Source organism: Methanospirillum sp., from assembly GCF_028679455.1.
In the GTDB taxonomy this organism is placed as follows: Archaea; Halobacteriota; Methanomicrobia; order Methanomicrobiales; family Methanospirillaceae; genus Methanospirillum.
Window position 1 is genome coordinate 1 of sequence record NZ_JAJRBM010000351.1, and the last position, 14,933, is coordinate 14,933.

At 43.2% G+C, this 14,933-nt stretch carries 13 protein-coding genes; 6 read left to right on the plus strand and 7 right to left on the minus strand.

What is annotated here, in order from left to right:
• Together LUQ50_RS11915 and LUQ50_RS11920 are read left to right on the plus strand one after the other, a co-directional pair.
• A partial coding sequence (locus LUQ50_RS11915) for a 4Fe-4S dicluster domain-containing protein (protein ID WP_300040056.1) occupies window positions 1-369 on the plus strand: 369 nt, incomplete at its 5' end.
• Between the two features lie 111 nt (window positions 370-480).
• Window positions 481-1,092: a sulfite exporter TauE/SafE family protein gene (locus tag LUQ50_RS11920; RefSeq protein WP_300040057.1), complete on the plus strand. Its 612-nt coding sequence runs from the start codon at window positions 481-483 to the stop codon at window positions 1,090-1,092.
• Window positions 1,093-1,144: 52 nt separating this feature from the next.
• Here LUQ50_RS11920 and LUQ50_RS11925 read toward each other — a convergent pair whose 3' ends face one another.
• Both LUQ50_RS11925 and LUQ50_RS11930 read right to left on the minus strand, forming a co-directional pair.
• Window positions 1,145-2,506 (minus strand): hypothetical protein, encoded by a 1,362-nt coding sequence (locus LUQ50_RS11925; RefSeq protein ID WP_300040058.1) that lies wholly within the window; start codon window positions 2,504-2,506, stop codon window positions 1,145-1,147.
• Between the two features lie 243 nt (window positions 2,507-2,749).
• On the minus strand, window positions 2,750-4,240 hold the full coding sequence (locus tag LUQ50_RS11930) for a PAS domain-containing protein (protein WP_300040059.1): 1,491 nt from the start codon (window positions 4,238-4,240) through the stop codon (window positions 2,750-2,752).
• Window positions 4,241-4,580: 340 nt separating this feature from the next.
• Here LUQ50_RS11930 and LUQ50_RS11935 point away from each other — a divergent pair, with 340 nt between their 5' ends.
• The 3 genes from LUQ50_RS11935 to LUQ50_RS11945 all read left to right on the plus strand — a co-directional run bounded on the left by LUQ50_RS11935 (window position 4,581) and on the right by LUQ50_RS11945 (window position 8,269).
• Window positions 4,581-5,024 (plus strand): response regulator, encoded by a 444-nt coding sequence (locus LUQ50_RS11935; RefSeq protein ID WP_300040060.1) that lies wholly within the window; start codon window positions 4,581-4,583, stop codon window positions 5,022-5,024.
• Between the two features lie 537 nt (window positions 5,025-5,561).
• A complete protein-coding gene (locus LUQ50_RS11940; RefSeq protein ID WP_300040061.1) occupies window positions 5,562-7,670 on the plus strand; it encodes a methyl-accepting chemotaxis protein in 2,109 nt (702 codons plus the stop codon).
• A 50-nt stretch (window positions 7,671-7,720) separates the two neighbouring features.
• Window positions 7,721-8,269, plus strand: a complete 549-nt coding sequence (locus tag LUQ50_RS11945; protein WP_300040062.1) for a chemotaxis protein CheW — start codon at window positions 7,721-7,723, stop codon at window positions 8,267-8,269.
• Between the two features lie 244 nt (window positions 8,270-8,513).
• Here LUQ50_RS11945 and LUQ50_RS11950 read toward each other — a convergent pair whose 3' ends face one another.
• A complete protein-coding gene (locus LUQ50_RS11950) occupies window positions 8,514-9,566 on the minus strand; it encodes a flippase-like domain-containing protein (RefSeq protein WP_300040063.1) in 1,053 nt (350 codons plus the stop codon).
• A gap of 136 nt (window positions 9,567-9,702) precedes the next feature.
• On the opposite strand from LUQ50_RS11950, the gene LUQ50_RS11955 reads away from it, so the two are divergent.
• Window positions 9,703-10,452 (plus strand): glycosyltransferase, encoded by a 750-nt coding sequence (locus LUQ50_RS11955; protein ID WP_300040064.1) that lies wholly within the window; start codon window positions 9,703-9,705, stop codon window positions 10,450-10,452.
• A 153-nt stretch (window positions 10,453-10,605) separates the two neighbouring features.
• Here the strand turns inward: LUQ50_RS11955 and LUQ50_RS11960 are convergent, their stop codons facing one another.
• The 4 genes from LUQ50_RS11960 to LUQ50_RS11975 all read right to left on the minus strand — a co-directional run.
• Window positions 10,606-11,859 (minus strand): hypothetical protein, encoded by a 1,254-nt coding sequence (locus LUQ50_RS11960; RefSeq protein ID WP_300040065.1) that lies wholly within the window; start codon window positions 11,857-11,859, stop codon window positions 10,606-10,608.
• A gap of 100 nt (window positions 11,860-11,959) precedes the next feature.
• On the minus strand, window positions 11,960-12,826 hold the full coding sequence (locus tag LUQ50_RS11965; protein WP_300040066.1) for an NAD(P)-binding domain-containing protein: 867 nt from the start codon (window positions 12,824-12,826) through the stop codon (window positions 11,960-11,962).
• Window positions 12,827-12,939: 113 nt separating this feature from the next.
• Entirely contained in the window at window positions 12,940-13,998 is a 1,059-nt protein-coding gene (locus LUQ50_RS11970; RefSeq protein ID WP_300040067.1) for a CARDB domain-containing protein, read from the minus strand.
• Between the two features lie 525 nt (window positions 13,999-14,523).
• The coding region (locus LUQ50_RS11975; RefSeq protein WP_300040068.1) for a hypothetical protein at window positions 14,524-14,933 on the minus strand (410 nt) is incomplete at its 5' end.

The following is a 14,933-nucleotide window of genomic DNA, read 5'->3' on the forward strand; positions in this document are numbered from 1 at the left end:
AAACGACTATACTGCAGCCTTGTTTGCCCATTAATACCTGCAAATGCTATTGTTGGAACGATAAGTCCATTCAGGGTACGTGTGGATCATGACCGGTGTATCAACTGCGGATTATGTGTAGAGAACTGTGACGTCTTTGCGATGTCCACGGGAAAATCAGAAAAACCTATCCCGACGATTGAGTGCGTACGCTGCGGAAATTGTATAGACAGATGCCCGAAAAAAGCGATCGATTACACGTTACTCGGTACCACAGCAGGCGTGCGTCCCTGGTTTATTGCCCTGGCAGTGACCTTCTGTATGATGCTGACCTATGGATTTTCCATGACCATCGTACAGTATCTCTTCACCGGGACGGTTACATCATGAGATTGACCATGAGTGGAAAAAGAAGAGAAAAATTGGCGTATTTCTACCTGATCATGATCTTTTTCATATCAGTTGCAATGCTGATACATTCACATTCATGATCGGGATGTCATGGTGATCGAGGCAATCGGGTCTGGGATCCTGCTCGGACTATCCACCGGCCTCTTCTGTCTGGCCTCCTGTGCACCAATCATAGTTTCGTTCATGCTCGGAGAAGAGCGGGAGCACCGCCAAAATATTCGGATAATCATAGAGATTGCATGTGGCAGGCTCGGTGCATACCTGCTTATTGGGCTCCTGACTGGACTTTTTGCTGCCGAACTGGAAGGAGAACTCTTCCACCGGATCGGCGGGGTGGCCCTGATCCTGGTTTCCCTGCTGCTCCTATACTCCACGATCAGCATGATCCCGTTCAGGTTCGGATTTTGCCGGTGCATTCCGAAAGTTAAATCCCAAACTCCTCTGTTATTCGGATTTCTTACCGGGATAAATGTCTGCCCTCCGTTTCTACTTGCCATCAGTTATGCAATTGCTATCAGCAGTATTATTGGGAGTGTACTCCTCTTTCTTGGTTTTTTTCTCGGTACATCGATCTACCTTCTCCTACTCATTCCGGTAGGATTTGCAGGCAGGTTTGAGAACGCCAGGATAGTAGGAAGGATAACTGCGGTACTTTCATCGTTGCTGTTTCTATTGATTGGAATCGGATATGTTGCAGGATGAAGAAGAGAGGGCGGTTAGGATATTGCTGGTGTATTACATAAAACAGGTGCAATCAACGGTTTCCAGCGATATCACCATCATCAGAATGAGATACACCGGAGAGGAGATACCCACCATCCCGTGTCTGCATGATGCTTTGACCAACGTCATCCTTACTTCCCCCCAGGCTCTTTTGCCATTTCATACTCCCATCAGGGGCGAGTTTAACAACCCAGTAATCAAAATTCCCATGGTTTCCGGTAACATCACCATTCCAGGATTCTGAACCCCCGGCAATGATGAAGCCGCCATCACGGGTCTGCATAATACTGTGTGCTTCATCATTGCCGGTTCCTCCAAGACTCTGTTCCCAGGAAATTATTCCGGCCGGGGTAAGTTTCACGATCCAAAAGTCAAAATCACCGTGATTCCCGGTGACATCACCATCATTTGAGCGGGATCTTCCTGCAATAATATATCCGCTATCAGCGGTTTGCTGAATAGCATATGGCTGATCCCGATCTGCTCCACCAAGACTTGTCGCCCAGGAGAGATGTCCATCCGGGGTAAGTTTCACGATCCAGTAATCGAGATCCCCATGGTTTCCAGAGACATGGCCATCATCGGATGACGATGCTCCGGCAATAATATATCCACCATCCGGAGTCTGCCACGCATTGTATCCCAGATCGTCTTTACTTCCGCCAAATGTTTTTTCCCAGGAGAGATCTCCTGAAGGTGTGAGCCTGACGACCCAGTAATCAAGATCTCCATGATCAGAAGAGTTCGTATCACCACGTGACTTAACACTCCCCACCAGCAGATATCCCCCGTCACTCATCTGTCTGATACCATGAGCTTCACCATGCAATATCCCTTGGAGAATCTTTTCCCAGGAGAGATATCCATCATGAGTGAATTTCCCCATCCAGGTATCGTACGAATCAGTAGTACCGGATCCGTTTACAAAATAAGGTTCGAATCGTTCACCGGGACTCATGTTGCATGAATCGGGTTGCTGCGTCCCGGTCAGGGTATTGGAAGGAATGGTTCCAGGACGCTTCTGCCATGCGATATCACCTGCCGGCGAAAGTTTTGCCATCCAGAACTCATCATTTCGATTCGTAACGGTCACTCCGGTCGCATCCGGTTCTGATCTTTTAAGAACGACATATCCCCCATCACTTGTCTGCTCCATGATATACGACTGGTTGGAATGTACTTTCCCCAGACAGTGCTGCCATGATATCTCCGGGGTTATGAGATCAGGATACTCGATATCGATTGTCTGAACCGATGGACCGGATATATCAGTACTGGTCATATCAGTACCGACCGCACAAGCGAAAGATGTCAGGAGTATGAGCATCAGCAATACCATCAGAATCCGGAGCGTTGCCTGATGAGTGTTGTGCATATCTGTTCGTAATATCATGATTGATCAGCAGAAGATGAGCCAGAGTAATGCTCTCTGATCTCTTTACGAGAGGTGATATATGTTATTCATCTCTCTGAGTTCTCGATCAGATTCAGAGTTCATATCATTATGAAGAATCTCCATGAGTCAGGTAAATCAAATCAACTTTTGATCTCTATTGCGTATAAGTTGCTATACCTCATCGTCATGATTCAGGCAGTCAATCAGGGTTACATATAACTTTGAATTTTTTGAGAAGCCTCACAATAGTTCGCTCATAGTTGCAGCATATTTTACTACCCCGTCAGATGTCATTATTTTTTTGACAAAGGACCAGTTCACATTTTTGATGGAACCGGACTGGTGAAGTAGTGAGATCATACAATCTTTATCTGAATTACATGAACTAATTGAAATCAGGTCTACTTGCTTGGATTTTAGATCTTCAGGAAATAATAATTTAAGTGGTTGTCCAATCAAACATGAATCAGCGTAACCGCAAAATTCATTCAGGGCATTATTCACCCAGACGACAACCAATGATGAATCCCAGATAATCATAGGTGTTTTTATCGTGTTCAGGAGTTGAATATAGAGTGAATTTAACTTTTCAACATCTTTATGCCCTGATATCAGTTTATTAATCTGATTCTGTATCTCACTGTCATGTGCAATGATCTCTTCGGTAACACTGATCAGATCTTTGTTTGTCCGAAGAACATGTAAATGGTTATTATAATGTTCGGTAATATCCAGATATGAGACATAGACACGGGAGAGATCATGAAACGGTGAGGCAACAGAGATGTAATTTATATAATATCGGGTAGTTCCTTTTGGGTTGACAAGGGTTGTGGTAAACCGGAAAGATTCTGAACCTTCATACAACGCAATAAAATGATTTCTATAACTCTCCCACGTTTCTTTCGTGAAAAAAGGGAGAAGGTACTCCATAATTCTTACATTCTCACCATTCATGACCGGGTAATCTTTTTGACTTTGTTTGTTGATATTCATCACAGTTATGAGGAGAAGACATGTTTTGAGGGATTCCGGATTTTGATCAAAGTATGATTTGAGATCTACAATCCCATTTTTTTTTAATTCATCGAGATAATTTTTTACACGTGAATAATCACTTTCATTAATCGGGATAGGTGCATAATCAAATAAGGAACGGAACTTTGCTTCATTCTCAATTAATTTCTGTTCAATCAGGTATTTTTCGGTAATATTAGAGGCAATGACAGCGATGGATATTGATCCTGGTCGTAGTGAAATGTTCATGATTGATATTTCATACCATTGTTCGGTTCCATTTTTGATTTGAGGCAGTTTAATTTTGGATACTTTTTGAAACGAAAACTCTTTGAGTCCATTCATTATTTCAGGTGAAGAAAAGATCTCCAAATGCAGAAGATCCAGTTTTTTCCCATTCATTATGTGCTCAGAAAGATTGAAGTGCTGTTGAGCAGCCAGATTAATATATTGAATCTCCCAATTCTCATTCAACACAAGAATAAGGTCAGAACTGATATCGATGAGACTCGATACGGAGATCGCTTTAGTAATATAGTATTTTTTTGCATTCCCGATCTCAATCTTTCTGACTCTTCCAAGAAGTTCAAGCGTATCCAGTTTCCGTGCGACAGTATGACGATTAATCGCACATAAAGATGCAATTTCTGTTATCATAAGGGGCCTTGGTTCACTAGAGAGGAGGGAAAGTATCTTTTTCTGCTCAAAATCCATAGAAACTCGCTAATCTTGTATTATATATTCCAATGCAATGTGGCGCCGCTTATCAGATAACTAAATAGTTTTGGTGAATACAGTACATTAATCAATTAACTCACCAGATCGTTTAAATGATATTTTAACAAAAAAATCAAAAATACAACCAAATTATCGATTCAAGCATATGACAATCCTACATTCCACATCCAGATTTTTGGGATGGACCATGTAAGTATCCAATGCAAAATCAGGTACCTATTGAAAGATTGTAGCCAGTTTCATAAGATATTCTCATATTGAAGGGATATCATTTCAAAATCAGACGTAATACCGACTCGACAGACGAATAGTTAACATGACGTTACCCACTTGTTCAACAGAATCTCAGGTCCAGAATATTGAATTGCAACACCAGCGTACCGATCCAACCAATCAGTATCGAATCCTGTTAGTCGATGATGATGAAGATCTTTTATTCCTTGGAAAAACGTATATTGAGAAATTCAAAGATTTTACTGTGGATGTTGCTTTATCCGCGAGGCAGGGATTCGAAAAACTGCAAATATGTCCATATGATGCAATAATTTCGGACTATGATATGCCAGAAATGAATGGCATTGTCTTTCTTGAAAAGATCAGATCGTGCGGATATCTCGCACCATTTATAATACTGTCCGGTAAAACAAGGGAAGAGATTGCAGAGGCACACCCCATACCTGAAGATGTCCCTTTTCTCCAGAAAGGAATAGAACCAAGCGGGATATATGCCAGACTAGTGGATAGTATTCGGAATTTCTGAGTTCATCGTATCTATCGACTCTGAATCGGCGGAAACAGAAATACGTTACCGGCCTTCTTCTCATCCGTTCCAGACGTGATCTTTTTTGGGGATTCGAATTTAATTTGAAAATTATCGCATTTCTGCCGATGATAATCTCCTGCATAATAAAGGATAACCTGAATCCTCAATTATCATAATTTGCGAAACCAGCAGATCAAAATATATAAATAATAGCAATGTGGCGCCATATCAGAGGCGTATTTGCCTAATGGGCAGCAAATTACTCATGTCTCAGCTATGACGGAAAGGAGAAAATTCTTCCGCTCTTGAGTTCTCGCAGAACTTTAGATCAGAACCTGTAATACCAAACTCTGAAACCAGACATACTCACCAGGCAGATCCAACCAGAGTGACCATTCAATTTGGGAGGAGAATCAGGGGAAAGTGTATTTGGTCCGGTGCTATGTTCAGTTCGATCCCATATCGAATGGATAATTAACTGCTTACCATTGATGAAACGCATGAACATCTTCGGGAAATCTGAAAGGATTAATTATGAAAGTATTAGATGATATCAAAATAGGCAGGAAACTCATCAGTTCGTTTCTCGCTGTTGTGATCATTATGATCATCGTTGGAATTGTTGGTTACTCAGGCGTGAGTACGACAAACAGTTATATTGGTGAGATGTACGAGGAACAATTACTCCCTACCCAGCAGTTGTTAGTTATCCAATCTCAACTCTGGCAGGTCAGGGGAAATTCTGCCGGATACTTTGCAATTCCATCAACGAGAAACAGTACCAGGATCCAGACTGATGCAATTATCAAATCAATCGAGGCAAATCTCACCTCATACGAGTCATATATCACATCAGATGATGAACGTAGCGTTTATAATGAAGCGATGAAATCCTGGGAAACATACAAGGTTGCATTAGATAAATTCTATCCGATCGTTGATTCGGGTGATACAGAAACATCGATTACACAGATGACAACTGGTGATATGGTAACCGCAAGGATGGCTCTCTCTGCATCAGTAGATACACTCATCACCATGGACATCAATGATGCCAAAAATCTTGAGCACGAGAGTGAAGAGACGGTAACAAGTATCATTCTCATGATCGTCATTGCCATCATTATCGGAGCTGTCTTTGCATTTTCACTGGGAATACTCATTAGCAGAAGCATCACCGGCCCCCTGTCCCAGGGAGTGTTTATGATACAGGAGATGAGAGCTGGTCATCTGGGTAACCGACTGAAGATGACCAGGAAGGATGAGATCGGAGATCTTACAAAAGCAATGGATGAGTTTTCAGACGATCTCCAGTTTGTTATCATCGGTGGCATGAAACAGATCGCAGCCGGTGATCTCTCAATATCAGTACCACCACGTGATGACAGGGATGAAATTGCTCCTGCTTTCAATCAGTTGATCACTGCAATCAATGGCATTGTCGGTGAGATCAGAACTCTCATATCAGAAGCAGAAGAAGGAAGACTGAAAAAGCGTGGAGATTCTACTCTATTTACCGGTGCTTACCAAAATATTGTGATTGGTATCAACAACATGCTTGATGCCATCACCACCCCGCTCAACGAAGCCCTTCGTGTTGCGGATCAGTATTCAGAGGCCAAATTTACCACCCGGTTTAATGAGGACATTCCAGTCAAAGGGGATTTGATTGCTCTCAAAGATGGGCTGAACACCATCGGATCTGAACTTTCTACCGCAATCACAAGCATATCTGAGCAGGTCAGTGTATTATCGGCCTCTTCAGAAGAAGCGGCAGCAAGTGTTGAAGAGATAACATCAGGATCTGCTTCAGTAGCCCAAAGTTCAGCAGTGGTGAGCGCAAACGCTGAAAAAAGTGTTAACGCAGTCGAACAGGTACTCGGGGCAATGGAAGAACTGAATACTTCTGTCTCAACCGTCGCAGCGAAGGTAGAATCGGTCAGCCGGCTTACCCAGGAAGCAAATGGGACATCTGCAAGCGGAATTAAACAGGCTGCCGTTGCAGAAAGTGGCATTACTGCAATCAATGGAGCGGTCAACGATGTGGGAATGATCATCAGTGAGATCCGGGATCAGATGAATGAGATCAACAAGATTGTTGTGATTATCAGCGACATTGCAGATCAGACAAATCTTCTTGCATTGAACGCTGCCATTGAGGCAGCACGGGCAGGAGATGCAGGAATGGGCTTTGCAGTCGTCGCCAACGAAGTCAAGACCCTGGCACAGGAGTCACAAGGATCCGCTGAAAATATATCAAAGATTATAACATCTCTTCAAAATCAGTCAGAAAGGGCAGCTAATGCGATGGTCCTTGCTACAAGTGAGGTATCAAAGGGTTCTGTAGCTATTACCGATACAATTCAATTCTTCCACCACATAGCAGAACAGGTAGAAGAGATCTCACAGAATATGACCGAAGTGGCCAGTCTCTCTGAAGAAGAGGCAGCAGCGGTACAGGAGATCACGTCCAGCGTATCTGAAGTGAAAGAAATGGCAGCAGAGACTGCAGAAGAGGCAGTAGGTTCGGCAGCAGCAACTGAGGAGTCAGCATCAGCACTCAATCAGGTATCAGGTATCATCAATGAACTTTCAACCATTGCAACAAGGATCAATGAATCAGTCTCACGATTGAATGGATAAGATCAGGGACAGATCTCAATGATACCACATTAAACACAAGAGAAGATATTATGGGGACAATTATCGTTGATCCATCTTCAGAGATTCCTGAAACCGATCTATCACGTACCTCACTTAGTAGCCGGGTCAGAAAAGGGAAGAATAATGATGATATGCAGTTTGTCGAGTTTATGCTCGGGCATGAGTACTTTGCTGTAAACTTGTTTCATACCCGCGAAGTGATCACTCCTACAGAGATCACTCCACTTCCTAATACTCCTGCATACATACGGGGGGTGATGGACCTTCGCGGGTCTATCACTACCATTATCGATCTCAAAATACTGCTGAACCTAACCGATGAAATTGAACAGAAGAAACGTTCACGGATCATCATTTTAGATCAGGAAGCATCAGAAAAACCTGTGGGAATTCTTGTTGATGATGTCTATTCTGTCAGTACTCACCATGCAGATGATATTGACCGGAATGCTGAAGATGAAATCCACACCATTCGCAATATTCTGGGAGTCATTCGAAAAAACGTAAAGGATGGGCACAAACTAATTCTCTGGCTTGATATTCAGGCAATCCGTGCATCGATTGAGAAGGATCTCTGATTTTTTTTCGGGGATTATCTCTCAACAAAGTCCAGTTGGAGAAGTATTTACTATACCATCTCACATCAGAACGAGAGATACTCATTCTCTAACCGGATCCTGGAATGATGAGAGTCTTTGAAAGGACCAGCGGGATATTCAGTCCCTGTTTGGATGGAAACGGGGACTCGTGGTACTCTTCACTGGAAATGCTCCGTTCAATAATAATCAGATTTTTCTCAAAATCGGGTTATTATCCCTGATCTTATCCTTGATCCTGGATCTCTTCATTTTTACTTCGCACCGCTACTTCACGGCGGACAATAAGCAGACCTGCAAGAGTTCCAAGGATAATATTCAGATAAAAAGTCACAAATCGCCAGAGCAGCACAAATATCCCGAGCATTCCGGTTGGAACTATCAAAGCATACAGGGTTGAGGTTGATAACTCAGTAACCCCCGAAGAACCCGGAGTCAGGGGGATCATCATAATGATTGCAATGAGTATCTGAAAGAAGAATGAAAGGAGAATGTTGGGGTCAAGCCCAAGGCCCATCAGGATTACTGAGGCAACCATAAATTCGGCGATCCAGAAGAGAGCAGTAGCGCCTCCCCCGGCGAAAAGACCCCATACCGCAGATCCTGCAAACTTAGAAAAACTCTCCAGAAATGTATCAATTTCTTCATCAGCACGGTTACTGAACCTGGATGAGGAAAACCGTGTTTTTGATAACTTTCCGGCTATCCAGGTGATGAGACGCATGATGAAAGATTTCATTTTGGAGGGATACCTGATAGCAAGGAATGGGATAAAAAGAACGCTGAGCAGGAACACCCATGCGGTGATAATCAGAATTATCAGCGAGACACTAAAAGTACTCCAGATAGAACTGGTCATCGTCATAATACAGATCCCGAGCAGGGTCAGGATTATACCGTCAAGGATCCGTTCCGTGATGACAACTGCGGTCGCATCTCCAACCTTAACCCCGACCCGATAAAGTTCATGTACTCGTACGGGTTCACCGCCTGCCTGACCCGGGGTTATGGTGCCCGCGAGCAGACCTGCCAGAACCATGTTCACCGCGTGAGGAAGATGAACCTGGTAGCCAAGTGCCCGCGAGAGAACCTGAATTCGTACCCCCCAGAGAATCAGCGCAAGTATCCTGAATCCTATCGCCAGAATGAGGAAATAGATATTAAAAGAGAGGATATAGGTGACCGTCTCTTCGGTAAAGGTCGTAGCAAAAACTATTGCGATAACGGAAAGACTAAACAACATGGAAAGAGCAAAAAGTGTACGCGATGAAAATTTCATCACTGATTTCTCCGGATACGTGTTCGGGTCATGATCTTAATTCGAAGATACATATTGAAACCCCTTCCATAAATAGTGAAATAATCTAATCATACTATTGGATTTTCCAAAACAATAATAACTCTGAACTGGTACCATGATTTCTGTAATAATTCCCGCATATAACGAAGAAAAAAGAATTGAAAGAAGCCTTTCTGCATTAACCTCCCAAACCGTGCCTCGCGAGATGTACGAGATCATTGTGGTAGACGGTGGCTCGCATGATCAGACCCGTACTATTGCAGCTGAGTATGCCGATCAGGTTTTTATTCAGGAGTCTGACCGGGTGGCAGGAGCACGGAACGATGGGTTTGCCCGTTCTCACTATGATCTGGTTGCCACTACGGATGCAGACAGTGTAGTTGCCCCGAACTGGGTGGAACATGTCATCAAATCATTCTCTGATCCTGAGGTGGTAGTCTCATTCGGTCCGGTTACCTCTATCGATAAGACTCCTGAGAATCGCCGATATTCGCTTCTCTTTAATGGACTTATGCGATTTGGGGCAATGACGAGTCTTTATTACTATACTCTGGGGTGTAATACTGCTTTCCGGAAGCAGGCACTCATGCAGGCGGGAATGTACCGGATTCTTGATGCTGGGGATGATCTTGAGATCGCAGTCCGCATGCGAAAAATGGGGAAAGTAAAATTTGCACCAGATATGAAAGTGGGGTTTGATTTCAGGCGGTATGATCAGTTCGGATTCTGGAAGACCATTTATGAGTGGTATTCCATCGTTCTTCAGGGAGGAATATCTGATAAGTACTCATACACTCGTCGATTGTATGATAATCACGACGAAAAAGGTTCAGAGCCTATGAGCGGAATGGAAAAGGCTGATTAACGTCAGGTTCAGCAGGTTCCAGTCCGACATTTTGCATTCTGTAAGGGATACCCCCGTTTTTTCTCCATGTTCTTCGCCCTGCAGACTCTCATCAGTAGAGAAACCAATGATTTCCAAATCAGCAGGAAAATCTGAAAACCACGATTGACCGGTTCAATACGAGGTGGTCTTACCGGTAATTGTTGTTCCCGTCTTCTGGGTTACGGTTCCAATTGTGTCCTCCTTCTGCTCTGGCTGAGTATTCACATCATTCACCGAAGAAAGCCCTGATCTCCCAAACCATCCCTCGTTCATGCTCCGGTCGGTTGCCATCGCTGTATCATATACTGCAATCGCACCCTCATAATCCTCAACCGCTATCTTTGCCTCCATCTTCGCTTTGGTCCTCCGCCAGAGTTCTGCTTCATACCCTGAATACTGGGGCGTATTGGTGATGAGCGAGGCTGCACTCCCAAAGAGTTCTGAATCTGAAGTTACTTTGAACAACCCGATGCTGTCCTTCTCAAACTCCCTAGCCTGCCTCTGGAGTTCCACAGCCGTTGCTTTTGGATCAGCAGCAGTGGCTTCACCACCTGCATGACCCTCGGCATTACCGGTGACATAATCTGCAAAATTTCCGCTCCAGTAGGTATAGAGATCAGTCACCTCGCCAAGCCTGTTTTCAGCTGCAGTTTTCAGGTCTGTTTCTGCACCAGTTCCACCCGACAGACGGAAAAAAACTAGTTTTGAAAGCCGTTCTGCTTCTGACCGGGTCAGTGCCCGGATCTTCTGATTACGTTCATAAACCGAAGGTTGACACCCGTTGGAATCATACAATGAATTGGTACGGATGGTGGCAGAAATCCGGATCTCTCCATAAGTATGAGTGTCATACCAGAACGCAATCCAGTCTTCGACATGATGATCATATTCAGTATCCCGCTGTTCTTCATGGATCACTCCACCAGGAAAAACTGTATAATCGACATATGGTTCGACCCTTCCTTTGATCCACTCCCTGAATACCTCAGGAGATGTGAGGGTGAGTGCTGAAGCAGGATTATCAATGTAGTTCAATGTGATCTGTACAGAGAAAAAATCGCCTGGTTTTTTGTCGATTCGTCCATCCTTCATACCGGGAGGACAGGTGAACCGATCATATCCCATCCACCCATAGGTGACATAATAATAGTTCTCCTGGGAATCTTCGTGATCGATATGGGGGGATTCTGAAAATTCAAGTCCACCGGTCGCCTCTCCTGCGGTAGGAAACGCCGATTTTAGCCGGCTTTGGATATCAGCCGGTATGATATATCCACAGACCGGAGAAACGACACTCAAAAGAAGTAGTATTACCAGAATAAGACACGTATCGCTCAGAATATGTCGAAATCCCCATGTGGTCTGAAACGACAAAGATCGAACCATGATTCTCCTCCGAACAGATCAATACCTGGAGTTGATGAAACACTATAACTCCTATCGTTCTAATAAAGGTATTCCAGTTCATGGCCTGGCATGACCGAAACTACCTGTCAGAGATTGTACGACCGGCCATCTCCTCACCGATATCCCGGCACCGGGAGATTCCATCAAGATATGCCTGATAGAGTGAGTTTCCTTCCCTGATACTTCTGCAGACTGTTTCAGTAATTCCTCCAGGGGTGCTCATTCTGCTGATATAGGCAGTCCGTTCAGGCCCGGAGAGCTCCTGTGGTGCAACAGTGCATGCCCACGATAATACCCGGGAATAGAGGTGTCCGAAGCCCTCGCCTGCACGGATCTCGTTCTCTATATCCAGGTTCTGATCTTTCGCCACAAGGAGGGCTGCCGGAAAGCAGACACCTGCGGTAATATCGTGCATCTGTTCTTCATCAGAAACAACGATTACTTCCAGCCCTATCTTCGTGAGATGATCACGGATAACCAGGGATCCGGGATAGAGTCCGGCAATACTTTTTCCTGCGAGAACTGTCTCCGGGCCGCTTGGCATCATCCGGTGGACCGGGATATTCCAGAGATTCTGAAGAGTCCAGGTAGAGATCCCGGCCATGCAGGAGATGACGATGGTAGATGGTGAAACCGGAAGCCTGGATAATGAAATCAGCGACTGGGGCCGGATTGCAATAAAAATAAGGGATGCTTTCTGAAATATTTCCTCGTTGGAAGTGACGTTTCTTCCAAGACCGGATCTATTGATAGCTTCCAGAGTCTGCTGGCTGCTACCATGTGAGATGAGTATCCGGCTGTTCGGATATCCTGCCTGCCGGTGAGCAAGTGCAAGTGCCCGTCCCAGATGACCGGCTCCGATGATTCCAATTACCGCGGGATCGGTAGTGAGTGGTCCGGAAAGCATATGAGACGGATGCCTGTCAGAAGGGGATAGTGAGTTCATAATAATCCTTATTCAACCGGTCAGGACCTATGTTATGCACCAGATCTTATCTGATTTTGCAACGATAGTCAGAATATGTTTATGAACTCATGGTAAAAACAGAGCAGGTTTAATTATGAATTTTTTTCAACCTGAACCTGATTGGTATCATACACTACATTATTCTCTTTATCAAATTCATCGATCACGTTTTGCGAGTCGATGAATGCTCCAATCCAATAAATTCCGGCAGGGACGGTATTGTCGATAGTAAACATTTTCGTATCAGACGAATCTCGCTGTTCTCCCGCTCCAAGACCACTCACTGAATCGCTACCCAGTATGTATATGCCCGCATTTCCGAATACTGGATGGTATGTTATCATATCAGTTAAGAAATATGTAATAGTAAATTTCCCTGAATCCACTGCTCCCTTATTTTGGATAGTGAGCGTACCTGCTATCACATTTGATTTTTGTTTCATAGAGAGTTTAGTGATAATAAGATCAGGAAGATCACTCGTGATTAATTTATCAGATATCTCTGATTGACTACTTTGTTCTATCCCCGGGTTTTGGGTTGGGTTACTAGTAGGTACTTGGTCAGGGTCCTTTTTTGAAATTTGAATTATAACTGGATCCGGTCCGGTGGATTTTTTTTCACTTATTTGAGTAGATTTTGAACTATCTTCAACAGGCTCAGGAGAGGCAGTGGGTGGTAATGTAATATCTATAGGCACTGAGGTCTGAATAACCAGGTTGGTAGTTTCTTGTATATCGGCAGACTTCTGCATCACATCAGGCGTTTCGGATCCCGAAATATCAGGAAATACTGCCTTATCAATCTTTTTTATATGGTCGTTTAATTTTCCTGAATTATAGAATTCTATCTGATTATCTGAACTAGTACCGATAATCAGAGGGGTTGTAAATTTATAGAAAACTGCATCATTAAATTCACTTTTTTGCTCATTCCAATCTATTCCGGTCATGAAATAAACACTGAACATTCCGGTACCCATATTCTTGACAGTGCTAGAAGATTTCGAAGGTATATAAATTGCAAACAATGGTGTTTGATCACCTCCTTTTGTGATGACAGCAACTATATCATTTGATTGTCCATCGTTTATGAGATTTAACAAGAATTTTCCATCTGTAGGAGGTGTTCCATATATGTATGAAGGATCCACTGAGTCCGCTAGAGCAAAGCCAATACACAGGTTTAGGGACAATATTGTAAGGAAAATCCTCACGGATGATGAACAAGACATAATTTTACGTTATCTCCATATAATATAAACCTACTGAATTATTATTTGTATTGAGTTGAGGCGGTCAATGTAAGATACTGCAGAGATATCATTTTCTTATCTGCACAAATAAGCCAATGTGAATTCTAATGATTTTCAATAGAACCCTCAAATTGCTTACATCAAGATAAAGACATTCTCTCCCCTATTTAACCCTTCAATTATAAAATAGAGGTTACATACCCCATGCAATAATGGAAATACAGGAACGCGATAGGCAAGTTCTAAAAAAGTCAGCGATGAGCCTTTGGCTCGCAGATGATAATGAAACGCCCAGAAAAATAAGCCCTATGTAGGGGTATTTTCTAATGTTTCATGAAAGGGGAATTTAATGTCATTTTACATTGCTCGTTAATCCTTTGTATACATAAAGTTTAACATTTATAGAATAAATCTTCTTTATAATTAGGACTCACTAGTTCCGGATATTTTTGGGAAGACCCCTTCTTCAATCTTTTTTATTCGACCACCCGTATTTCCTGAATTTGCATATAGTTGGACCAGGTATTCAGAATTTTCTCCTACGATCAACGGTGAAGCCACCTTATAGAAAACTGCATCATTAAACTCATGTTTCTGTTCATTCCAGTCAACACCAGTCATGTAATAAAGATTGAACATTCCCGTTACCATATTTGGTATTGAACTTGTTGTTTTAGAAGGTATATAAATCGCAAATATTGGTGTTTTATCTCCACCTTTTGTGAGAACAGCCACCATATCGACTGATTCATCGTTATTTGTAATTTTTAACGCTGATTTTCCACCAGTAGGAGTCTTTCCATATATGTATGATGGATCCGTTGATTCTGCGA

What these genes read in the sequence shown, in the direction of transcription:
- LUQ50_RS11955 (WP_300040064.1), top strand. Translation starts at nt 9,703, where the DNA reads ATGATTTCTGTAATAATTCCCGCATATAACGAAGAAAAAAGAATTGAA.
- LUQ50_RS11920 (WP_300040057.1), top strand. Translation starts at nt 481, where the DNA reads ATGGTGATCGAGGCAATCGGGTCTGGGATCCTGCTCGGACTATCCACC.
- LUQ50_RS11940 (WP_300040061.1), top strand. Translation starts at nt 5,562, where the DNA reads ATGAAAGTATTAGATGATATCAAAATAGGCAGGAAACTCATCAGTTCG.
- LUQ50_RS11950 (WP_300040063.1), bottom strand. Translation starts at nt 9,566, where the DNA reads ATGAAATTTTCATCGCGTACACTTTTTGCTCTTTCCATGTTGTTTAGT.
- LUQ50_RS11960 (WP_300040065.1), bottom strand. Translation starts at nt 11,859, where the DNA reads ATGGTTCGATCTTTGTCGTTTCAGACCACATGGGGATTTCGACATATT.
- LUQ50_RS11935 (WP_300040060.1), top strand. Translation starts at nt 4,581, where the DNA reads ATGACGTTACCCACTTGTTCAACAGAATCTCAGGTCCAGAATATTGAA.
- LUQ50_RS11945 (WP_300040062.1), top strand. Translation starts at nt 7,721, where the DNA reads ATGGGGACAATTATCGTTGATCCATCTTCAGAGATTCCTGAAACCGAT.
- LUQ50_RS11930 (WP_300040059.1), bottom strand. Translation starts at nt 4,240, where the DNA reads ATGGATTTTGAGCAGAAAAAGATACTTTCCCTCCTCTCTAGTGAACCA.
- LUQ50_RS11965 (WP_300040066.1), bottom strand. Translation starts at nt 12,826, where the DNA reads ATGAACTCACTATCCCCTTCTGACAGGCATCCGTCTCATATGCTTTCC.
- LUQ50_RS11925 (WP_300040058.1), bottom strand. Translation starts at nt 2,506, where the DNA reads ATGATATTACGAACAGATATGCACAACACTCATCAGGCAACGCTCCGG.